This is a genomic window from Streptomyces sp. NPDC004126 (assembly GCF_050275515.1).
Taxonomy (GTDB): Bacteria; Actinomycetota; Actinomycetes; order Streptomycetales; family Streptomycetaceae; genus Streptomyces.
Map to the genome: position 1 here is coordinate 1 of NZ_JBNNPF010000093.1, position 18,593 is coordinate 18,593.

An 18,593-nucleotide genomic window follows, 5' to 3' on the forward strand; every position below is an offset into this window, starting at 1 on the left:
TCGTCCGGTGACCGGATGCGGCTGGTCTCGGGGCTGCGGGACGAGATCGACCGCCGCCGCGCCAAGTACGAGCCCGACACCCCGGCCCGGCCGGGCGGGCCCGCGGCGGTTCAGGCCTCCGGCGCCCGGGCCGGCAGGCGCAGGCCCACGACCGCTCCGCCGCCGTCGGCCGTACGGGCGAACACGGAGCCCCCGTCGGCCGAGACGAGCTCGTGGACGATGGCCAGGCCCAGTCCGGACCCCGGCGTGCCCTGGGTGCCGGGCCCCCGGTGGAAGCGGTCGAAGACGGCCCGTTCCTGGCCCGCCGGGATCCCCGGCCCCCGGTCGTGGACCTGGACCCGCGGCCCGTCGACCCGGACCAGGACCGGGCTGCCGGGCGGGCTGAACTTCACGGCGTTGCTCAGCAGGTTGTCCAGGCACCGCTGCACCGCGCGCGGCCGGGCGTACGCGGTTCCGCCCCGCGCCGCCTCGACCGTGACGGGGCGGCCCGTGCGCCGGCGGCAGCGGTGGGCGGCGTCCTCGGCCGCCTCCGCCAGGTCGACCGCCTCGGGCCGCTCCCCGGTGTGGCGGTCGGTGGCCAGCTCGACGACCTCGCGGACCAGGTCGTCCAGGGCGACCGTCTCGCGGACCAGGGTCGCCAGGATCTGCTCCTCGTCCTCGGGCGCGAGCCGCCCCCGGGCCCGCTGGAGCAGTTCGGCGCTGCCGCGTACCGAGGTCAGCGGGGTGCGCAGCTCGTGCCCGGCGTCCTCGACCAGCTGGCGCTGCTGGGCGCGGGAGCGGCGCAGCGCGTCCAGCATGGCCTCGAAGCTGCGGGTGAGCCGCCCGATCTCGTCACGCCCGGCGGGCGGCAGGTCGGCGGTCAGGTCCTGGGTGGTGCTGATCCGGTGGGTGGCGCTGACCAGGCGGTTCACGGGCCGCAGGATCCGGCCCAGGACCCACCAGCTCAGGAGCGCGGCCACCGCGGTGGCGGCGGCCGTGGTCCAGGTGATCCGCCACGTGAACCCCCGGTCGAGGGCTTCGGCACCGCGGTAGCTCTGCGCCACCATGACCGCTCCGCCGGCCGGCAGCGGGAGGGTGAGGATCCCGTACTCCGTGCCCTCCACGACCACGTCCTCCCGGCTGCTGCCCGCGCCCGTACGGGCCACCCGCTCGGCCGCCTCCGACACCGGCAGGCGGGGACCGGGGCCGGGATGGACGCTCCCGTCGGCGAGGAGGACCTGCTCGGTCGTGCCGGGCCGGGCGGGCGGGGTGCGTCCCGCGTCGAGCAGGGCGACCACGGCCCCGGCCCGGTCCTCCAGGCCGCGTTCGAGCTCGTCCCCGACGAGGAGACCGATGCCCCGGTAGGACGTGAAGGCGGCGAACAGCATCGCGAGGCCCGCGGCCGCGACGACCACCAGCGTGATCTTCGTACGGAGCATCAGGCCGGCCGCACCGTGTACCCGACGTTGCGCACGGTGTGCACGATCCGCGGCGCCCCGCCCTCCTCGGTCTTGCGGCGCAGGTAGCCGATGTAGACGTCGAGGGAGCGCGAGGTGGTGTCGAAGTCGAAGCCCCAGATGCGCTCGTAGATCTGACTGCGCGTCAATACCGTGCCCTGGTGTGCCAGGAGCAGCTCCAGGACGTCGAACTCCGTCTTCGTCAGGTCCAGGACCCGCTCTCCCCGGGCGGCGCTGCGGGCGGCCGGGTCCAGCACCAGGTCACCGGCGGCGAACACCCCGGAGGCGGCCGCCCCGGGCTCGGTGCGTCGCAGCAACGCCCGGATGCGGGCGAGGAGTTCCTCCGTGGCGAAGGGCTTGGCGAGGTAGTCGTCCGCGCCCGCGTCCAGACCGGCCACCCGGTCGCCGACCTGGTCGCGGGCGGTCAGCACCAGGACGGGCAGCCGGTCGCCGCGCCGGCGCAGCGTCCGGCACAGCGACAGCCCGTCCAGTCCGGGCATGACCACGTCCACCAGGGCCAGGTCCGGTTCCTCCCGGTCCAGCGCCGCCAGGCCCTGGATCCCGTCGGCCGCCTGCACCACGCGGTACCCCTCGAAGCGCAGCAGCTGGTCCAGGGTGCTGCGTACGCCCGGATCGTCCTCGACGACCAGCACCGTGCGGCGGTGCGCCGTGATCGCGTCAGTCATGTGATCATCATCGCGGGTGGTGGGAGTGGTCACGGCGGCGGCCCGTCAGCGCCGGACCGGGGTCACGGCGATCGGCTCGATGGTGTTCACGCAGCCGGTGTCCCCGGTGCGGCCGGTACGGACGAACCGGGTCGCGAGGTCCACGACGCAGCCGCTGTGCTCCATCTCCGGCACGTGCCCGGTGTTGCGGACCGAGACGAACCGGCTGTCGCGGAACTGCCGGGCGGCCTGCCGTCCGTTCGCGTCGGGGGTGTTGGCGTCGAGGTCGCCGGAGAGCACCAGGACGGGCACGTCCGGCATCCGCGGGTGAGTGGGCTGGGGCCCGGCGGTGTTCTCGCGCGGCCAGCCGATGCAGACGTCACCGCCGTCGGTGGGGCCCTCCAGATAGCCGGCCGCGCCGAACGCGCCGAACGCGCCGGGCCGGTTCGCCGCCCCGGCGAGCGCGTCGCGGTACTGGCGCCACCGCTCGGGCAGCGAGGACTCGGCCTTCCACGGCTTGCGGTAGTCGTTGCAGACCACGGCGATGTACGGGGCCTGGTCCTCGGCGGAACCGGTGGAGCCCTCCGCGCGCACCAGGTCCAGCAGCGGCCCGGTGTCCCCGGCGGTGAAGCGGTCCAGGGCGTGCGGCAGACCGCCGAGCAGCGAGGGCGCGCCCGGATCCGCGCCGACCTCCCGGCTCGCCCCCTCGTAGACGAGGTTGGCGAGCTTGCCCTCCGTCAGATGCATCCGGAACGGCGCCGCGCCCTCCAGCGGGATGTCCACGTCGACCGGCCGCTCGCGCAGGGCGGCGGCGGTGGCCGCCAGGTCCCGTACGGCCTTGTCGCCGTCGCAGGCGGGCCTGCCCTGCGCCTCGGGACGGCCCGCGCTGCGCTCGCAGATCCGGCGCAGCGACAGCGAGACGGCCTGCGCCCCGGGCCGGTTCAGCGGGTCGAAGGCGAGCGGGTACGCCCCGGACAGCACGATGTCCCGGACGTGCCCGGGGTGGCGGGAGGCGTAGACCGGCATCAGGTAGGTGCCGTACGACAGGCCGTACAGGGTGAGTTCGTCCACGCCGAGCCGCGCGCGGACCGCGTCGAGGTCGTCGGCGGTGGCGGCCGTGGTGTAGCCCCGGGCGCGCGGCCCGAGGTTCGCGGCGCAGCGGGTGACGGCGTCGCGCTGCTGCTCACGGGTGCCGAAGCGGTACTCGGCGTCGGTCACCCCGCAGGGCATCCGCTGGGACTTGCCGGTGCCCCGGGGGTCGACCAGCAGCAGGTCGTGGTCGCCGAGCAGGTCTTCGAGCACCCCGGCGAAGACCGGCGCGCGTTCGACGGCCACCTCGCCGGGGCCGCCGGGGTTGACGGCGACCGTCCCTTTGGCGGGCCCGGGGGAGCGGTGGCGGACGACCGCGTAGGCCACGTCGACCGTGCCGAGTCCGGGACGGCCGCTCACCAGGGGGCGGGTCATCGAGCCGCAGTCCACCCGGTGCCCCTCGACGGTGGGGCACCACTCCGGGCGGGCCGGCCCGCCCGCCGCCGTGGCCGTCACCGCCGGCAGCGTGGAGAACAGCAGCGCCGCCGCCCCCGCCGCCAGTCCCGCCCGTCGCAGCACAGCCGTTGCCGTCATGCCCACGTCCACTCCCGCCGTCGTCCGTCGGCCGGTGCGCCGTACTGCGCCCCGCCGTGGACACGACTGTGCCGGGCGCGTTTCAGGGCCGCGGCAGAGCGACGGCAAAGACGTGTAAGAACGGGTAGCCTGGCGGGGCCTGGCCGGGGGACCGGGCTGCTTCGGCGTCCCCGGATCGACCACACACGGGGACCTGACACAACACATGCCTGCTGCGTTCTTCCGGCGTTCGGCGTGGGCGGCGGCGGCCGTCCTGGCGCTCACCACGCTCACCGGCTGCTCCTACGAGTCCACTTGCAAGATGCCCAAGGGCGTCAAGTTCTGCCTGACGGCGGAACAGGTCAAGGACATGGACACCGTGCGCGCCGCCGGCCTGGCCCTGCTGGAGTCCCCGGGCCTGGAGTCCGAAGTGCTGCTCACCCCGCCGAAGAACCTCCTCGGCGGCTCCCCGAGCCCGATACCCGGTACCGGCCGGTACCGGGGGGACGCGGCGGAGGCCGCCGTGGGCGGGTCGCTGCACATGGAGTTCACGGAGGACGGGCACACCGACGCCGCCCGGTACACGGGCGGGCACATGTACGTCCGGTACTGGAAGGCGGTCGACGACCGGACGGGCAAGCCGGCCTGGGTGGCCAGGTCGCAGGGGCAGCTCGACAGGAGGGGCGACGAGTGGAACGTCGTGGCCGAGCGGGCGCGCGCGGCGAACCCCCTGATGACCGCACGGCTGCTGGCGGCCTTCATCCCCGAATCGGGTCCGAACGACCTGACCCGCTCCGGGCCCGACGGGCGCGAACTGCACCTCTCCATGAGCCACGTGTCCATGCCCAAAGGCAGTTACGAGATCCTGGAGGGCGCCTTCCCGGACCACCGTCCGCAGGAGGTCGTCGTGGACCTGCGCCTGGACGAGCAGAAGCGGATCACCTGGTACGAGGCGACCATGAAGCTCACGCACATCAGCGGCACCGACGTCCAGGTGCGGGTCATGCACACCTTCAAGCCGGCCGCCCCCGTCACCCTGGGCCCCCCGGAAGGCGTCCTCAACCCTCCGGCGCCGTCCCCGACGGGGAGCTGAACCCGCTCCTGAGCCCGATCTCGTGGAATCGCCGCGCGGCCGAGCGTGTGACCCGGGTGCGCCGCCCGTGAGGGTGTTTGCTGTGCGCAGACCCGCCCGCCGAGGGCGCGGCCCCGCACCACGGAGGAGCCGGAACCATGAAGTTCGCGCAGATCATCGACTTCGAGACGGAACGCATCGACGAGGTGCGCGAGCTGCTGCGCTCCTACGAGGAGCAGGCCCGCTCGCAGGGGCGCGCGGGCACGCCGGTCGCCCGCACCCTGCTCCAGGACCGCGCCAACCCCAACCGGTACCTCGCGGTGGTGCAGTTCGAGTCCCACGAGGCGGCCATGGCGAACAGCGGCGCGCCCGAGACCAACGAGCTGGCCCAGGCGCTCTCCGCGCTGATGACCAGGCCGACCGCCTACACCGACTGCGACATCGTGGACCACCAGAGCATCCGCTGACCTGGATGGCTGGACACGCACCCCTGTGTAGTAACAGAATTGGTTACGACACAGGGTGTGCGCGTCCGGACGGCGGGAGGTTCCATGAGTGCGAGCAGCCGGATGACGGTGGCCACGCACACGCTGACCTGGATGGCACGGGTCTGCCCCCGGCGGCCCGACGGCATCGTGACCTCCGAGCAGATCGCCGCCAGCGTCAACACCAACCCCGTCGTCATCCGCCGCACCCTCGGGAGCCTGCGTGACGCCGGGCTGGTGGAGTCGCGGCGAGGGCAGGGCGCGGGCTGGCGGCTGGCCCGCGCTCCGGAATCAATCACGCTGAGGGACGTCCACCTCGCGGTCGAGCCCGAGCCGCTGATCCCCCTGCACTCCTCGCCGCCCAACCGGGAATGCCCCGTCGCGCGGGGCATCCCCGCCGTCCTCCGCGAGGTCTACGACCGGGCGGAGGAGGCGATGAAGGCCGAACTGGCGGCCGTCACCGTCGCCGATGTGGCGAGGGCGACGGTTCCCGGAAGCTGAGCGACCCGTGTCCCGCAACGGCCGGTCCCGCTGGGGCCGGCCTTCCTCACGGCCGCTGTCGTAACCAATTCTGTTACATCCCGTCGAGATGAAGGACCGTACGCAAGTGATCACCACAGAGCGCCTCCGACTGCGCCCGCTCACCGAAGCCGACGCCGACTGGTGGGTCGGCCTCCACGCCGACGAGGAGGTCAACCGGTTCGTCGGCGGCTACACACCGGAACAGGCCGCGGCCCGCCTGCGCGCGATCCAGGACCAGTGGGAGCGGCGCGGCCACGGGCTGTGCGCCGTCGAACTGCGCGCCACCGGCGAGCCGATCGGGCGCACCGGCCTCAACTGGTGGGAGCAGTTCGACGAGACCGAGATCGGCTGGACCTTCGCCCGCGCCCACTGGGGGCGCGGCTACGCCACCGAAGCGGCCGGGGCGGTGCTCGCGTGGGGCTTCGGGACGCTGGGGCTCCAGCGGATCACCGCCATGATCCATCACGGCAACACCGCCTCCACCGCGGTGGCCTCGCGCCTCGGCTTCGCGCGCCTGCGCGAGGACACCGTCCTGGACCGCCCCTGCACCGTCTTCGCCCTGGACCGGGAGGACTTCGCCTCCCGCTGACCGCTACTGGTTCGGGTCGAAGGGGATGCCCGCCGGCTTGGCCTTCGCGAGGTGCGAGGCGAAGGCGCCGTCCTTCAGGCCGAAGTGCGCGCTGCCGAAGTCCGCCTGGCTCAGCTTGTCCCGGAGCGTCGCGGGGTAGCCGGACCAGCCGACGAGCGCCGGGAACTGCCAGGTGCCCCGGTGGTTCTCGGGCGGTTCGTCGTTGCCGTTGGCCGGGCGGAAGCAGTGCGTGCCGACACCGTCCTTGTGGTAGACGATCTTGGGGTGGGTGCCGTCCCAGCGGATCTGGTCGCGGGGGTACGTGTTGAAGTCGCCGTGGGCGGAGGTCGAGACGTACTTCGCCTCGCCGCCCTGGATCCACACCACCACGTGCTCCCAGTCGTGGCGGTGTCCGCCGAGGCTGATGCCCGGGATGGCCTGGTCCTTCTCGAAGTACAGCGCGTACGCCACGGCACACCAGCCGTTGTTGCAGGTGGCACGGGAATAGCCGTTGGTGTTGGCGAGGTCGGAGGCGTCGCGGCAGTTCCCGTTCAGCGCGCCGGTGGGGTTCAGACCGCCGTTCAGGACGCCGGTCGGGCCTATGGCGGGCGTCGGGTAGCAGCCGTCCGTGTCGTAGTCGTACGCGGGCTGGAAGGTCAGCTCGACGGCCTCGGCGTTCACGGGCAGGGCCGGGGGCGGAGCCGCGAAGGCCACCTGCGGCACGGCGACCACCAGTGCCAGGGCGGCGCCGACGGCGACCGATGCCCTCCGGACGTTCCGGATGTGATGACTCGTCCGCAAAGCAGCCTCCGGCTGGTCGGGTTCGGCGTGGCGCGGAGCCCGGCCGGTCCGGCGGGCGCGCCGGAAGCATCATTGGCGAACCCCGGTGGCACGACAAGGGTCATGACGCCGCCTCTTGGACCGGCCGGAGCGTGTGCCCGGGGGAGCCCCCGGGCACACGTCCGCCGCCGATCAGGTCCGGTAGCGGTACAGGATGCGGCCGCGGGTCAGGTCATAGGTGCTGACTTCCACGAGCACCCGGTCGAACGGCAGGATCCTGATGTAGTTCTTCCTGATCTTGCCGCTGATGTGGGCGAGCACGTGGTGCCCGTTCTGGAGCTCCACCTTGAAGGTGGCGTTGCGCAGGCACTCGACGACGGTGCCCTCGATCTCCAGGCCCTTCGATGTTCTTGCCAATGTCACTCGTCTCTCGGATGGGGATGGGGATGGGGATGGGGATGGGGATGGGGATGGGGATGGGGATGGGAACGCGGGTGCGGCGGCGCGGCGTCAGTGATGCACGAGCTCCACGTTGCCGCCGGTCCTGCGGGCGCCGATGCCCTCGAACAGCGCGATCGCGGCCGTGTTGGACTCGTCCACCTCGGCCCAGGCCGAGTCGGTCCCGGAGCGGTGCAGCGAGCCCAGCGCGTGCGCCAGCAGCGCCCGGCCGATGCCCCGGCGGTGCTCGCCGGCCCGTACGGCCACCAGCCCGATCCGCGCGCGGCGGGGGACCGGAGCCACCCGCACCAGCCCCGCGTACGCGCCGTCGCGGACCGCCACCGTGAACCTCGAAGGGTCCAGCGGCACCGGCCCGTCCGGGCGGGGCAGGACCTCGGCCGGCATGGTCCGCCATCCGGGACCGGCCTCGGCCTCCTCGCGGACCGCCCGGTGCAGGGCGCGCAGCAGGCCTTCGTCCGCCTCCGTGCCGGGCAGGATCCGCACGCCGGCAGGTGTCCGCGTCGGGTCGAGCCCGGTCGCGCGCGGGTCGGTGGGCAGGACGTACTCGCGTTCGCGGCGCCCGGCCGTGAAACCGGCCCGCTCCCAGCGGGACTTCAGGCCGAGGTCGGCCTCGCCGACCAGGGTGTGGAGAGGGGCCGGAAGGTCCGCCAGGATGGCGGCGGCGAGCCGGCCGAAGGCCTCGTCACGCCACACGTCGATGCTGATGAAGAGCCGTCCGTCGGGCCGTTGCGAGACATCGCCGTGGCCGACGATCCTGCCGTCGTCCAGGGCCTGCCACCGGGTCTCGTCCACCCGGTTGATGATCACGGTGTCCATGGTTGTCGCCTTTCGGGAGTGCCTGGTTGTGAAGGCGCTCCCGACGACGACACCTAGGTCAGTCGCACACCGTGACGGAAGTTGGGGAGCACCCACCTCGATACAGCCTTCATGGGTGTCACCTCCTCAAGTCCTGTCACGGCGTTCCGCACCCTAGCAACGGACGGCTCCGCGTCTCATCCGATTTATTTCCGGGCGGGCATGTCCGGCCGGCTCCCGCCGCGGCCCGGGTCTAGCCTGCACCCCGGTACGTCGCGGAGGGAGAGGCTCATGGACAGCACGACGGGGTTCGACCTCGGACCGCAGGCGGCCGTCGTCGCCGGCCTGGTCGCTGGTGTCCCCGACGCCCGGCTCGGCGGGCCGACCCCCTGCCCCGACTACCCGGTCGGCGAACTGCTCGGCCATCTGGCGGGCCTGGCCGAGGCCTTCCGCGACGCGGCCCGCAAGGACCTCGGCCCCACGACCGACACGCCCCCGGGTACGGCTACGCCCCGGCTGCCCGCCGACTGGCGCGAGCGGCTGCCGAGGCTCCTCGGCGAACTGGCCGAGGCCTGGCGGGACCCGGCCGCCTGGAGCGGCATGACCCGCGCGGGCGGTGTCGACCTGCCCGGTGCCGTGGCCGCCGCCGTGGCCGCCGACGAACTGGTCGTCCACGGCTGGGACCTGGCCCGCGCCACCGGCCAGGACTACGCGCCCGACCGGGCCGCGCTGGGGGTCTCGTACGACTTCCTGCTCGCCGCCGCCGAGGAGGACGACCGCGGTGGGGGCATCTTCGGGCCCGTCGTGCCCGTGCCGGACGACGCCCCGCTGCTGGACCGGACGGTCGGGCTGAGCGGTCGCGACCCGGACTGGACGCCTTCGGAGTCCTCCTGACGCACCGTGGGCGGGAACGGTTCAGCCGTTGGTCATGATCCGTTTGTATGTCATGTGAAATATCACATGACATACAGCGGGTCCGCGTGAGCGGGCACCGCGCCATGACGACGAGGAGAACCCCCGTGAACCGCTTGGCCCTTCCGGCGGTCGGCGCCGCCGCCCTGACCGCCCTGACCGCTCTCACCGCCGCCCCCGCCCTTGCCGCCGCCCCCGCGGCCGCGTCCGCCACCGAGACCGTCACCTCCTGCGGCAGCCCGGGCCTCCAGGCGGGCCTGAACACCCGGGTGTGCGCCGACGTCACCGGGACCACCGTCGTGGTCCACGGCAAGGTCGGCCTCGCCGGCCCGCCCTCCCCGGGCGGCCCGGCGCCCGAACCGAGGGAACTGCTCACGACGCTGTCCGCCGAGGTCGTCGGCGGTGGCGCGCCCGTCACCCAGGCGAAGCCGGTCGTCTTCACCGCGGCCGGCCTCGACGTGCGCGGTCCGGCCGTCTCCGTCCCGTGCGGGTCGACCCTCCGCGCCGCGTTCGGCGTGGCCTCGTTCCCCTGGGCCGCCCGGCCCGTCGTCCACGAGGTCACCGTCGCCTGCTGAGCGCCGGCTCCCCTACTCCCGGCCTTCCGCCAGGGCCCGTTCGCCGGCGGCGCACCCCTCCCGCAGCGCCGCCAGTTCGGCCGGGGGCAGCCGCAGCGAGGCACCCCGCCGGCCGGCGTCCAGCCGCGCGGCACCCGCGTCGAGCCACTGGGGGAGGGGCTCGACGCCGATGAAGGCGGCCAGCCTCGCCAGCTCCTCGCGGGGCCGGTCGAGCAGGTCCTCGTAGGCCAGCGTGGTGCGCATCGGCGCGGGAACCCCGCCGAGGTGCGCCACGCCCCGCACGACGATCTCCGACCACAGGGCCGCGAAGCCACCCACCGGCAGCTCGCGGTCCAGCACCAGCGCGGGATCGAAGCGGTCCGCCAGCAGCGCTGACAGCTCCGGGGGCAGCGACCGGAGCTGTTCCCCGGTCAGCTCCTCCACGCGCTCGGCACCCGTCCGGGCCAGGATCTCCCGCATCAGGAAGATCAGCCGGTACCCCGCGTGCCTGCTCATGGACAGCGCGCAGTCCGGCCCGTCCCGGAACAGGTGCACGAAGCGTGCCCGCGGGAACGCCCGGCGCAGCAGCGGCACCCGGTCCGACGAATACCCCGACCGCTCCACCACCGCCGAGGACCCGAACCGCGCGCACAGCAGGCCGAACAGCGCCTCGTAGTGGCCGGGAGCCGTACGGGCCGGCCAGCCGCGCACCTCCTTCGCCAACTCGTCGAACAGGCCGTCCGGGTCCTCGGTCAGGTGCGGGAGCACCATCAGGGACAGCGCCGGGATGCCGGTGGTGCCGGTCGAGAAGCGCCCCGGACTGCGGGTGTAGACGAACTCCGGCATCGGCGCCCCGCTGCGGATCATCCGCTCGAACAGCGGATTCGGGTCGGCCAGCAGCCGCCAGAACCCCTCGCCCGTGAGAAGGCCTTCGGGGAAGCCCCGGCTCTGCACCGAGGACAGCAGCTCGTTCAGACTGAGCACGTCCGGATGCGCGTTGACGATCCCCGACAGCGCGGTCGACCCGCTGCGGCCCGTACCCACGACAAAGGTCAGCGTGCGCATCCCGTCCCACTCCTCCGACGACGGCCCGTACCGATCGCGACCAGCCTTCCCCCGCCGGTGCCTGCCGATGCCGCCGGACGGACAGCCGGACCCTCTTACCACGCAGGGGCCTGGAAGTAAGGTCTCCGCATATTCGGATTGGCTGGATATGATCGGCATCCCCACCCCGCAGGGCCGTGTCGGCAGTTCCCCCCTGCCCTCGTCCAGGCCCCCGTCTCCGCCGCTCCCGAGGACCGATGTCTGCGATGGCTCCCGAAGGACCGCCAACCCCGCCGCCCCCCGCCCGGCGCCGCCGCACCGTGCGCCTGCGCACGATGCTGGTCTGCCTGGCCGTCGTCCCGACGGTGGCCATGGGGGCCCAGGTCACCGTGACCGCCCAGCGGTTGCTGGCCCAGTCGGAGCACCTGCGCGCCGACGTGGAGGCCGGCGAACGGATCGGCGTACCGCTCGTCGGCCTCATGTCGGAGCTGCAGGCCGAGCGGGCGGTGACGGCCGCCCGGTGGGCGGGATCCTCCGTGGCCGACGAAGCCCTGCGCGAGCGGCGGGCCGCGACGGACCGCGCCGCGGCGGAGTTCCGCAAGATCGCCGGCAGCGGCACCTCGGGCCACCCCGGGCAGGGCGAGGGGCGCCTCGCCGCCGTGAGCGGACGCCTCGACCTGCTCGCCTCCTACCGCAAGCGCGTGGACGCGCACAGCGGCAGCGCGGAACAGGCCGTCGGCTACTACACCGGCGTGATCGACGACATCATCCGCGCCTACCAGGACGAATTCAGCCACGCCGAGGACGCCGAACTCGCCCAGGAGAGCAGGCCCGCCGTGGCCCTGTTCTCCGCCGCCGAGATGGTCGCCCGCGAGGACACCGCCCTCACGCTCGCGGGCCCCTCCCGCGAACTGGCGTCCACCGGCTTCTCCCAGTTCCTCGACGCCGTCGGCACCCACCGCTACCTGTACGACACCTGGATCGTGCCGTACCTGCCGCCCGCCGAACTGGCGGCGTACGACAAGCTCACCGGCACGGACGCCTGGCAGACCAAGCTCCGCGTCGAGAACGCCGTCATCGCCAACCACAAGGACACCCCGACCGGCGTCAAACTGCCCGCCGACGTCGGCGACTGGCCCGCCGCGCACCACACCTTCGCGCCCCGGCTGGCCGAACTCACCACGGCCCGGGCCGAGAACGTGCTCGCGCACGCCGACGCCAAGGCCGCCGGGCTCCAGACCGAGGTCTACTGGCTGGTCGGGGCCAGCGGCGGCGCACTGCTGCTGGTCACCGCGGTCGTCGTCCTCACCACGCGGTCGGTGCTGCGCCGCCTCAGCCGCCTGCACACCCGTACGGTCGCCATCGCCGAGGAGACCCTGCCCGAGGTGGTGGCCCGGCTCCAGCGGGGCGAGCCCGTCGACACGGAGGCACTGCCGGCCGTGCACGGACGCGAGGACGAGGTCGGGCAGATCGCCGACGCCTTCGCCCGCGTCGTCGCCGTGTCCGTCGACGGTCACCGGCAACTCGCCGCCGAGCGGCACGGCTTCGGCCTGTTCGCCTCGGGCATCGCCTCGCGCACCGGGAACCTCGTCAGCCGCCAGCTCAGCCTGACCGAGGACCTCCAGGACACCTTCGGGAACGACGAGGCGCTCCTGGCCCAGTTGATGCGCTCCGACCAGCTGACGGTGGGGATGCGGCGACAGATCGAGAACCTGCTCATCCTCGCGGGCGGCGAGATCCCGGACCCGCACACCGAACCCATGCGCGTCGCCGACCTGCTGCGCGAGGCCGCCGCGGAGGTCGAGGACTTCCGGCGCATCGAACGCCAGGCACTGGACGAGGCCAGCGTACGGCCGCACGTCATCAGCCAGATCAGCCACCTGCTGGCGGAACTGCTGGACAACGCCACCCGGTTCTCGCCGCCCCGGTCCAAGGTCGTCGTCCGCGCCGAACTCGTCGCCGACGGCCTCTCGGTCGAGATCGAGGACCGCGGACCGCGCGTGTCGGCCGCCGGCTACGAGGCCATGAACGAGCGCCTGCACTCGGCGCCGCCGTTCTCCGTCCTCGCCGAGAACGCGCACCGGCTCGGCCTCTTCGTCGTCGGCCACCTGGCCGACCAGCTCGCGGCCCGCGTCACGCTGCGCCGCTCGGTGTACGGGGGCACGGCCGCCGTGGTCATCCTGCCGGGCGCGCTGCTGCTGCCCGCAGGGGCCAAGCCCCCGGCGCCGCGACCGGCGCAGCCGAGGCCGCTGCCCGAGCGGACCCCGCGCCCGGCCGCCGTACGCGGCCCCGTACGCACTCCCGTACCCGAGGCCGCAGCCGCGCCCACCGCCGGGCCCGCGTCCGAGGCCGGGCCCGCTCCCGCGCCCGTCGCCGACGCTCCGCCGGCCCCCGCGGTCGCGCCCGCACCGCAGCCGCGCCCCGCAGCCGCGCCCGCAGCCGCGCCCGGCGCGCGGCCGGCCCTGCCCGAGCGCGTCCCGCAGACCCACCTCACCCGGCAGCTCCGGGGCCCGCGCGCCCCGGAACCGGCGGCCGGCCGGGACCCGGAGACACCCGAAGAGGTGGCCGACGCCTGGGCCGACTACGAAGAGGGGACCAAGAAAGTGGAAGCAGAGCTCGGAGCGGACCAGACATGACAACGACAGCCAGCGAAATGATCTACGGCATCCTGGACAACAACCTGAGCAGGATCGCCGGCATCCAGGGAGCCGTGCTCCTGTCCAACGACGGGATAAAGCTCAGCGCCTACCTGCTGGAGCGGGACCAGGCGGAGCGCATCGCCGCCGCGTCCTCCGGCATCGCCGCCACCATGAAGGCGATCTCCCGGGAGATCGACGGCGGCCGGGTCATCCGCCAGCTCGTGGAGATGGACGACCGCTACCTCTGCGTCGTCGGCTGCGGGGAGGGCAGCACGCTCATCGTCGTGACCTCCCGCAAGGCGCGCCTCGGTGAGCTGGGCGGCGAAGCCGTACGCACCGCCCAGGCGCTCGGCGAATGGCTGGGAACCCCCGAGCGCACGACCCCGCCGACGCCGTAATGCCCGACCAGCCGCCGCGCCGAAGCCCCCGCCGGACACGGCTGTACGCGCTGACCGACGGCCGTACCGCCGCCGCCCCGCAGACCGTCCTCACCATGGACACCACCATCGAGGCGGCGGCCGTCGCCGACGGCGCCCACACCGGACTGGCCACCGAATGGCGGACCGTCCTCACCCTGTGCGCCCGGCCGGGCGGGCTGGCGGTCGCCGAGATCGCCGCCCGCATGCACATGCGCCTCACCCCGATGACGCTCCTGCTGGGCGAACTCGCCGACCGCGGACTGATCCACCACCGGCCGCCCCTGGAGGGCGCCGAGACCACCAACGTCCACCTGCTCATGAAAATCAGGGACAACCTTGCCCGGATATGACCCTTCCGACGACTCCACCGCCCGGGCGGCGGCCCCCGTCAAGATCCTCATCGCCGGGGGGTTCGGAGTCGGCAAGACGACCCTGGTCGAGGCGGTCTCCGAGATCGAGCCGCTGCGCACGGAGGAACGCCTCACCAGCGCGGGCGTCGGCGTCGACGACCTCGACGGCATCGAGTCCAAGACGCTGACCACCGTCGCGATGGACTTCGGCCGGATCACCCTCGCCGACGCCGGGGTCGTCCTCTACCTGTTCGGCACGCCCGGCCAGGAGCGGTTCTGGTTCATGTGGGACGACCTGCTGAACGGGGCCCTGGGCGCGCTCGTGCTCGTCGACACGCGGCGCCTGGACCGCGGCTTCCCCGCGATCGACTTCTTCGAGAGCCGGGGCCTGCCGTTCGTGGTCGGCGCGAACTGCTTCCACGGCGAACAGGCCTACACCGCCGAGGAGATCGCTGCCGCACTGCACCTGCGCGACCCGGCCACCCCCGTCCTCCTGCTGGACGCCCGCTCCCGTACGGACGCCCGCGGCGCCCTGCTGGCCCTGCTCGACGTGGTCATCGCCCGGGCCGGAGCACCCGCCGGCGTCTGACACCGCCCCGTACGCGGCACCCGACGGGGGGCCGGACCGGGGGCGGTTTCCGGCCGGGTGGACGGCGGCGCTAGCGTGATCACCATGTACACGATCAATGGCGTGACCGCCACGCCGGGCGGGCGCGTCTCCGTCCAGTTCCATGACCACGGCTACGCCGCCCGGAAAGAGGGGGGCGAGGACTCCCTCGGCGAGAAGCTCTTCGGCGAAGGGGCCGGGTGCGTCACCCTGCTGGTGATGCTCGCGTCGATAGGCCTCTACAGCCTGCTCAAGAAGAACGGGGCACCGGAGGCCGCCGTCACGGCCTGCCTGATGGTGGCGATCGCCTCGGTCTGCTACGGGGCGATCATCGCGCTGCTGCACTGGACCAGCGGGGTGCTCGCGAGCGTCTTCCTCTTCCTGTTCGTCGTGGTGAGCTTCCCCCTGCTGCTGATTCCCGGCTACCGGCGGGCCCTGCGCCGCCGCTGGGGGAGCGGCGGCTCCGACACCGAGGGGGACTGGGTCCCCGCCACGGCCCTCTCCGGGGTCTGGCACCAGAGCGACCCCCGCGGCGGCAGCGTGATCACGGTGCAGCTCACCGACGGATCCGTGACCGCGTACGCGCCGACCCCGGACACGGCCCACGACCTGTACGCGCGCTTCGACGCCCTGCTGCGCGGCGCCCGGCCGGCCCAGGCCGCGCACCAGCAGCCGGCGCAGTACCAGCAGCCCGGGCAGTACCAGCAGCAGCCCGGCCCGTACCAGCACCCGGGCCAGTACCAGCAGCCCTGGCAGCAGCAGCCGCGCGGCTGAGGGTCCGTCCCCGGGCGGCAGGGAAGTTCTCCGGGCACCCGGTTGACCGGCCGGCGGCGGGGTCCGTCGACTTCGGACTGATGAGCACCTTCCGGTTCGGCGTCGTGCTCCTCGCCGCCGCCTCGGCCGCCTGCGGTCCTGGTGTCGGCGCGGGCACTCCGGGGCGTGGGCGCCGGGCTGATGCTCCCGGTGGCCACGACCGTGATCACCGGTGTGTACGCCTTCGTCACCGCGAGCGGCTTCCTGTGCGCTGCCGCTCGCGGCCGCCGGACCGCCTTAGCGCGCGGCTGGCCGGTTCCCGGCAGCGGATTCCGGCCATTCCGCGTCCGGATGGAGATTTTGGTTAGGTGAGCCTTCCCTAACATCTTTATGGTGTGAACATGACCAAGATCATCCGTATGCTCGCGGCGACCGCCGCAGCCGGACTCCTGCTGGCCGGCGGCCAGGCGCCCGCCACCGCCGCCACCACCGCGCCCGCCGTGACGGGCGGCCGGGCCGAAACCCCCGCGGGCGCCGCACGCCTCGAACTGCCGCGCCCCACCGGCGCCTTCGCCGTCGGCCGCGACACCCTCCACCTCGTCGACACCGCGCGCAAGGACCCCTGGGTCCCGACCGCCGACCGCGAACTGCTGGTCTCCCTCTACTACCCCGCCGTGCGCGGCACCGGGCACCCGGCCCCGTACACGACCGTGGCCGAGGCGCGCGCCCTGCTCGCGGACCGCGGCGAACTCGGCCGCTACGCCACCGCCGAACAGGTCGCCGCCGTCCGCACCCACGCCCGCGAGGGCGCGCTGCCGCGCCTCGGCGGCGGCCGGTACCCGCTCGTCGTCCTCTCGCCCGGATTCACCCTGCCCCGCTCCTCCCTCACCGCGCTCGCGGAGGACCTGACCTCGCGCGGTTACGTGGTCGCCGCCCTCGACCACGCCTACGAGTCCGACGGCACCGTCTTCCCCGGCGGCAGGCTCCTCGGGTGCAAGGCCTGCGAGCAGGTCTTCCCCGACCGTTCGCTGCACCGCGTGTCCGAAGCCCGGGCCCGCGACGTGACGTTCCTGCTGGACCGGCTCACCGGGGACCGCCCCGCCTGGCGCCACTCCCGGCTGATCGACGCCCGGCACATCGGCATGGCCGGCCACTCGATCGGCGGCGCCTCCGCCGCCGCGGCCATGGCCGCCGACCCGCGCGTGGCCGCCGGCGTGAACATGGACGGCACCTTCTTCGCCCCGCTGCCCGAAACCGGCCTCGGCGGGCGCCCGTTCCTGCTGCTCGGCGGTGACCCGGCCCTGACCCCGCCGGAGATCGAGGACACCAGCTGGGCCGATGCCTGGCCGCGGATGGACGGCTGGAAGCGCTGGCTGACCGTCACCGGCATGGGCCACCCCGGATTCACCGACTGGCCCGTCCTCGCCGACGCCGCGGGCGCCCCGCACCCGGAGACCCCCCTCTCGGGCGACCGCTCGCAGCGGATCACCCGCGCCTACACCGGCGACTTCTTCGACCGCCACCTCAAGGGCCTGCCCGCACCGCGCCTGGACGGGCCGACGGCGGCCGACCCCGAGGTGGTCTTCCAGCGCAGCTGACCGCGCCGGCGCGCACGGGCGGTCCGGCGGAGCCCGCTCGGGCTCCGCCCCCGCCCAGCGCGTTCGGCAGGGCCTCACCCCCTGCCGTGCTGCCGCACGCCCCGCACGGAGGGCTGATTTCGGACGGCGTGGCCGGGACCATTGCGGTGGCCCGGAAGCCCGGGCCGTCGGCTACGGCAGCGAGGGACGGAAGACGATGGCTGTGGTGCTGTCACTGACCTGGGCCGGGGTGACCCCCGAGCAGTACGACGCGGTGAGCGAGACGGTGGACTGGGAGGGGCAGCCCCCCGAGGGCCTGGTCCTGCACGCGGCGTGGTTCGACGCGGGCCGGATGCACGTGACCGACGTCTGGGAGAGCCAGGCGCACTTCGAGCGGTTCTTCGGCGAGCGGCTCGCCGGCGGCGTACAGAAGGCCGGGATTTCCGGGCAGCCGGACACGGCCTTCCTTCCGCTGCACCGCCGCTTCGTGGCCCCCGGCGTCAGCGGCGCGGAATAGGGCGCGGTCCGGGCAACAGCGGGGCCTGTGCGTACGGGCCCCGCCCTCACCCTTCCTGTGACTCCGCGCACCCTCCCTTGACCCGGCAACGAAGGGCTACCTAACTTCGATGCCATGTCCCCCCATGACGACCCGACGCCCTCCGCCGGCGCCTCCGAGCTGACCGACTTCACGGTCGACCTGACCTCCCAGGAAGTGCTCCGGCGCGCCCAGGTCATGGCCGCCCTCGGTCCGGACTGGGATCCCGTCGAGGTGCTCCTCGGCGAGGAGGCCGCGTACGACCTGCTGTACTCCGGGCTCGATGCCGAGCAGCAGCGCCTCTACGACGACCTGGTCGTGGCCGGCGTGCTGCCCGCGAGGGGCGGCGGCCTTGCTTCCGCTTGATCCGCAGGCCGACCCCGGTCGCCGCGCCTGGGTGGCCTGCCCCCGGTGCGAGGACACGCGCGACTGCGACCCCTGCGGGCAGGGGCGCACCTGCTCCACGCACTGGCGCTACCTGCTGACCAACACCGGCAGCCTGCTCCACCTCCAGTGCCCGGGGTGCACGCACGTCTGGGTGCACGAGAGCGGTTTCGGTGCGACGCGGTCTGTGTGGGACCGGGTGCTCGGAGCGCTGCCCGGCTTCTGACGCCCGCTGGCGACTCGGAAAGCCGCGTTCGACGCACCCGTTTCCTTCGATTCGGGGGCCGGAAGTGACGCGGGACACCCACCACAGAGGGTCTGACCGGTCACGCGGGGTGACATCGGGGGGCTCTGGCGGTGAGGCGGCCCACAGGACCCAGGTCACATCCGGTCCGGGTTAGTAGCCGGTTCGGCCGGGCCTGGCAGGTGTTTCGG

At 73.7% G+C, this 18,593-nt stretch carries 22 protein-coding genes; 15 read left to right on the top strand and 7 right to left on the bottom strand.

Annotated features, from left to right (window positions below; all coding sequences use genetic code 11):
* Window positions 1-110: 110 nt before the first annotated feature.
* Genes ACQKM2_RS39360 through ACQKM2_RS39370 form a run of 3 tightly spaced genes read right to left on the bottom strand, consistent with a single transcriptional unit; the run spans window position 111 to window position 3,724 of the window.
* Window positions 111-1,418, bottom strand: a complete 1,308-nt coding sequence (locus tag ACQKM2_RS39360) for a HAMP domain-containing sensor histidine kinase (RefSeq protein ID WP_427718668.1) — start codon at window positions 1,416-1,418, stop codon at window positions 111-113.
* On the bottom strand, window positions 1,418-2,122 hold the full coding sequence (locus tag ACQKM2_RS39365) for a response regulator transcription factor (RefSeq protein ID WP_427718671.1): 705 nt from the start codon (window positions 2,120-2,122) through the stop codon (window positions 1,418-1,420). Before ACQKM2_RS39365 ends, ACQKM2_RS39360 begins: the two co-directional genes overlap by 1 nt.
* Before the next feature lie 45 nt (window positions 2,123-2,167).
* Complete coding sequence (locus ACQKM2_RS39370) at window positions 2,168-3,724, bottom strand: alpha/beta fold hydrolase (protein WP_427718674.1); 1,557 nt, start codon at window positions 3,722-3,724, stop codon at window positions 2,168-2,170.
* A 205-nt stretch (window positions 3,725-3,929) separates the two neighbouring features.
* Between ACQKM2_RS39370 and ACQKM2_RS39375 the strand changes: the two genes are divergently transcribed.
* The 4 genes from ACQKM2_RS39375 to ACQKM2_RS39390 all read left to right on the top strand — a co-directional run bounded on the left by ACQKM2_RS39375 (window position 3,930) and on the right by ACQKM2_RS39390 (window position 6,371).
* The gene (locus ACQKM2_RS39375; protein WP_427718677.1) at window positions 3,930-4,796 is read left to right on the top strand and encodes a hypothetical protein; all 867 of its coding nucleotides are present in this window, start codon (window positions 3,930-3,932) and stop codon (window positions 4,794-4,796) included.
* Between the two features lie 137 nt (window positions 4,797-4,933).
* Window positions 4,934-5,242, top strand: a complete 309-nt coding sequence (locus ACQKM2_RS39380) for a putative quinol monooxygenase (protein ID WP_427718679.1) — start codon at window positions 4,934-4,936, stop codon at window positions 5,240-5,242.
* A gap of 84 nt (window positions 5,243-5,326) precedes the next feature.
* A complete protein-coding gene (locus ACQKM2_RS39385) occupies window positions 5,327-5,761 on the top strand; it encodes an Rrf2 family transcriptional regulator (protein WP_427718681.1) in 435 nt (144 codons plus the stop codon).
* A 106-nt stretch (window positions 5,762-5,867) separates the two neighbouring features.
* On the top strand, window positions 5,868-6,371 hold the full coding sequence (locus ACQKM2_RS39390; RefSeq protein ID WP_427718683.1) for a GNAT family N-acetyltransferase: 504 nt from the start codon (window positions 5,868-5,870) through the stop codon (window positions 6,369-6,371).
* Between the two features lie 3 nt (window positions 6,372-6,374).
* On the opposite strand, the gene ACQKM2_RS39395 is transcribed toward ACQKM2_RS39390, so the two are convergent.
* The 3 genes from ACQKM2_RS39395 to ACQKM2_RS39405 form a co-directional block, all read right to left on the bottom strand.
* On the bottom strand, window positions 6,375-7,151 hold the full coding sequence (locus tag ACQKM2_RS39395) for an NPP1 family protein (protein ID WP_427718685.1): 777 nt from the start codon (window positions 7,149-7,151) through the stop codon (window positions 6,375-6,377).
* A 171-nt stretch (window positions 7,152-7,322) separates the two neighbouring features.
* The gene (gene infA, locus ACQKM2_RS39400) at window positions 7,323-7,547 is read right to left on the bottom strand and encodes a translation initiation factor IF-1 (protein WP_362470986.1); all 225 of its coding nucleotides are present in this window, start codon (window positions 7,545-7,547) and stop codon (window positions 7,323-7,325) included.
* A gap of 93 nt (window positions 7,548-7,640) precedes the next feature.
* Window positions 7,641-8,405 carry a GNAT family N-acetyltransferase gene (locus tag ACQKM2_RS39405; protein ID WP_427718687.1) on the bottom strand — a complete coding sequence of 255 codons (765 nt, stop codon included), beginning with the start codon at window positions 8,403-8,405 and terminating at the stop codon, window positions 7,641-7,643.
* A 270-nt stretch (window positions 8,406-8,675) separates the two neighbouring features.
* On the opposite strand from ACQKM2_RS39405, the gene ACQKM2_RS39410 reads away from it, so the two are divergent.
* The gene (locus ACQKM2_RS39410; RefSeq protein WP_427718689.1) at window positions 8,676-9,278 is read left to right on the top strand and encodes a TIGR03086 family metal-binding protein; all 603 of its coding nucleotides are present in this window, start codon (window positions 8,676-8,678) and stop codon (window positions 9,276-9,278) included.
* Between the two features lie 125 nt (window positions 9,279-9,403).
* The gene (locus tag ACQKM2_RS39415) at window positions 9,404-9,871 is read left to right on the top strand and encodes a hypothetical protein (protein WP_427718692.1); all 468 of its coding nucleotides are present in this window, start codon (window positions 9,404-9,406) and stop codon (window positions 9,869-9,871) included.
* 12 nt (window positions 9,872-9,883) lie between these two features.
* On the opposite strand, the gene ACQKM2_RS39420 is transcribed toward ACQKM2_RS39415, so the two are convergent.
* Window positions 9,884-10,915, bottom strand: coding sequence for a sulfotransferase (locus ACQKM2_RS39420; RefSeq protein ID WP_427718695.1), 1,032 nt, complete (start codon window positions 10,913-10,915; stop codon window positions 9,884-9,886).
* Between the two features lie 245 nt (window positions 10,916-11,160).
* On the opposite strand from ACQKM2_RS39420, the gene ACQKM2_RS39425 reads away from it, so the two are divergent.
* From ACQKM2_RS39425 to ACQKM2_RS39465, 9 genes are all read left to right on the top strand, one after another.
* Complete coding sequence (locus ACQKM2_RS39425; RefSeq protein ID WP_427718698.1) at window positions 11,161-13,530, top strand: sensor histidine kinase; 2,370 nt, start codon at window positions 11,161-11,163, stop codon at window positions 13,528-13,530.
* Window positions 13,527-13,931 (top strand): roadblock/LC7 domain-containing protein, encoded by a 405-nt coding sequence (locus ACQKM2_RS39430; RefSeq protein WP_427718699.1) that lies wholly within the window; start codon window positions 13,527-13,529, stop codon window positions 13,929-13,931. The genes ACQKM2_RS39425 and ACQKM2_RS39430 overlap by 4 nt, the downstream gene beginning before the upstream one ends.
* The gene (locus tag ACQKM2_RS39435) at window positions 13,889-14,302 is read left to right on the top strand and encodes a DUF742 domain-containing protein (RefSeq protein ID WP_427718701.1); all 414 of its coding nucleotides are present in this window, start codon (window positions 13,889-13,891) and stop codon (window positions 14,300-14,302) included. Before ACQKM2_RS39430 ends, ACQKM2_RS39435 begins: the two co-directional genes overlap by 43 nt.
* Window positions 14,289-14,891: a GTP-binding protein gene (locus ACQKM2_RS39440; RefSeq protein WP_427718703.1), complete on the top strand. Its 603-nt coding sequence runs from the start codon at window positions 14,289-14,291 to the stop codon at window positions 14,889-14,891. The genes ACQKM2_RS39435 and ACQKM2_RS39440 overlap by 14 nt, the downstream gene beginning before the upstream one ends.
* An 84-nt stretch (window positions 14,892-14,975) precedes the next feature.
* Window positions 14,976-15,683 carry a hypothetical protein gene (locus ACQKM2_RS39445; protein ID WP_427718706.1) on the top strand — a complete coding sequence of 236 codons (708 nt, stop codon included), beginning with the start codon at window positions 14,976-14,978 and terminating at the stop codon, window positions 15,681-15,683.
* Between the two features lie 380 nt (window positions 15,684-16,063).
* Window positions 16,064-17,260 carry an alpha/beta hydrolase family protein gene (locus tag ACQKM2_RS39450; RefSeq protein WP_427718708.1) on the top strand — a complete coding sequence of 399 codons (1,197 nt, stop codon included), beginning with the start codon at window positions 16,064-16,066 and terminating at the stop codon, window positions 17,258-17,260.
* Window positions 17,261-17,456: 196 nt separating this feature from the next.
* Window positions 17,457-17,756: a hypothetical protein gene (locus tag ACQKM2_RS39455; protein WP_427718711.1), complete on the top strand. Its 300-nt coding sequence runs from the start codon at window positions 17,457-17,459 to the stop codon at window positions 17,754-17,756.
* Between the two features lie 114 nt (window positions 17,757-17,870).
* Complete coding sequence (locus tag ACQKM2_RS39460) at window positions 17,871-18,140, top strand: DUF6400 family protein (RefSeq protein ID WP_427718714.1); 270 nt, start codon at window positions 17,871-17,873, stop codon at window positions 18,138-18,140.
* Complete coding sequence (locus tag ACQKM2_RS39465; RefSeq protein ID WP_427718715.1) at window positions 18,127-18,384, top strand: hypothetical protein; 258 nt, start codon at window positions 18,127-18,129, stop codon at window positions 18,382-18,384. Before ACQKM2_RS39460 ends, ACQKM2_RS39465 begins: the two co-directional genes overlap by 14 nt.
* Window positions 18,385-18,593: the final 209 nt, after the last annotated feature.

Excerpts from the sequence above, each read along its gene's own strand:
- ACQKM2_RS39360 (WP_427718668.1), bottom strand. The coding sequence starts at position 1,418 with ATGCTCCGTACGAAGATCACGCTGGTGGTCGTCGCGGCCGCGGGCCTC.
- ACQKM2_RS39365 (WP_427718671.1), bottom strand. The coding sequence starts at position 2,122 with ATGACTGACGCGATCACGGCGCACCGCCGCACGGTGCTGGTCGTCGAG.
- ACQKM2_RS39370 (WP_427718674.1), bottom strand. The coding sequence starts at position 3,724 with ATGACGGCAACGGCTGTGCTGCGACGGGCGGGACTGGCGGCGGGGGCG.
- ACQKM2_RS39375 (WP_427718677.1), top strand. The coding sequence starts at position 3,930 with ATGCCTGCTGCGTTCTTCCGGCGTTCGGCGTGGGCGGCGGCGGCCGTC.
- ACQKM2_RS39380 (WP_427718679.1), top strand. The coding sequence starts at position 4,934 with ATGAAGTTCGCGCAGATCATCGACTTCGAGACGGAACGCATCGACGAG.
- ACQKM2_RS39385 (WP_427718681.1), top strand. The coding sequence starts at position 5,327 with ATGAGTGCGAGCAGCCGGATGACGGTGGCCACGCACACGCTGACCTGG.
- ACQKM2_RS39405 (WP_427718687.1), bottom strand. The coding sequence starts at position 8,405 with ATGGACACCGTGATCATCAACCGGGTGGACGAGACCCGGTGGCAGGCC.
- ACQKM2_RS39410 (WP_427718689.1), top strand. The coding sequence starts at position 8,676 with ATGGACAGCACGACGGGGTTCGACCTCGGACCGCAGGCGGCCGTCGTC.
- ACQKM2_RS39420 (WP_427718695.1), bottom strand. The coding sequence starts at position 10,915 with ATGCGCACGCTGACCTTTGTCGTGGGTACGGGCCGCAGCGGGTCGACC.
- ACQKM2_RS39425 (WP_427718698.1), top strand. The coding sequence starts at position 11,161 with ATGGCTCCCGAAGGACCGCCAACCCCGCCGCCCCCCGCCCGGCGCCGC.
- ACQKM2_RS39430 (WP_427718699.1), top strand. The coding sequence starts at position 13,527 with ATGACAACGACAGCCAGCGAAATGATCTACGGCATCCTGGACAACAAC.
- ACQKM2_RS39435 (WP_427718701.1), top strand. The coding sequence starts at position 13,889 with ATGGCTGGGAACCCCCGAGCGCACGACCCCGCCGACGCCGTAATGCCC.
- ACQKM2_RS39445 (WP_427718706.1), top strand. The coding sequence starts at position 14,976 with ATGTACACGATCAATGGCGTGACCGCCACGCCGGGCGGGCGCGTCTCC.
- ACQKM2_RS39450 (WP_427718708.1), top strand. The coding sequence starts at position 16,064 with ATGACCAAGATCATCCGTATGCTCGCGGCGACCGCCGCAGCCGGACTC.
- ACQKM2_RS39455 (WP_427718711.1), top strand. The coding sequence starts at position 17,457 with ATGGCTGTGGTGCTGTCACTGACCTGGGCCGGGGTGACCCCCGAGCAG.
- ACQKM2_RS39460 (WP_427718714.1), top strand. The coding sequence starts at position 17,871 with ATGTCCCCCCATGACGACCCGACGCCCTCCGCCGGCGCCTCCGAGCTG.